We start from the raw sequence: 284 nt of genomic DNA on the forward strand, positions 1-284 counted from the left end.
GCTTGCCGGCGCCGCGATTGGCGATGTCGCGATCGTGGATGGCGGCCTGGATCAAGCGCAGCGTCGGCAGGCGGTGCTTGTCCTGCTCCTTCATCGCGCTCTTCATGGATTCGGCGATTTTCTCGCGCATCGTGCTTCTCCTTCGAATCCGGCGGACAATAGCTTCGCCGGCCGCGTGACGCAAATCCCGACAAGCCGCTGATTTTGCTGGACGAATGCAAATCCATCCTGGCTTGGCGTCGCCGCATTGACCGCTCGCGCGCCTTCCCCTATGTACTCGGTCC

The 284-nt window shown here is 62.3% G+C and carries 1 protein-coding gene; it reads right to left on the minus strand.

Going from position 1 to position 284, the window contains the following annotated elements; translation table 11 throughout:
- The coding region (locus EN852_RS40070) for a GatB/YqeY domain-containing protein (RefSeq protein ID WP_189546674.1) at nucleotides 1–130 on the minus strand (130 nt) is incomplete at its 3' end.
- Nucleotides 131–284 lie beyond the last annotated feature (154 nt).

The sequence above is a fragment of the Mesorhizobium sp. M2E.F.Ca.ET.209.01.1.1 genome, from assembly GCF_004010375.2.
GTDB lineage: Bacteria > Pseudomonadota > Alphaproteobacteria > Rhizobiales > Rhizobiaceae > Mesorhizobium.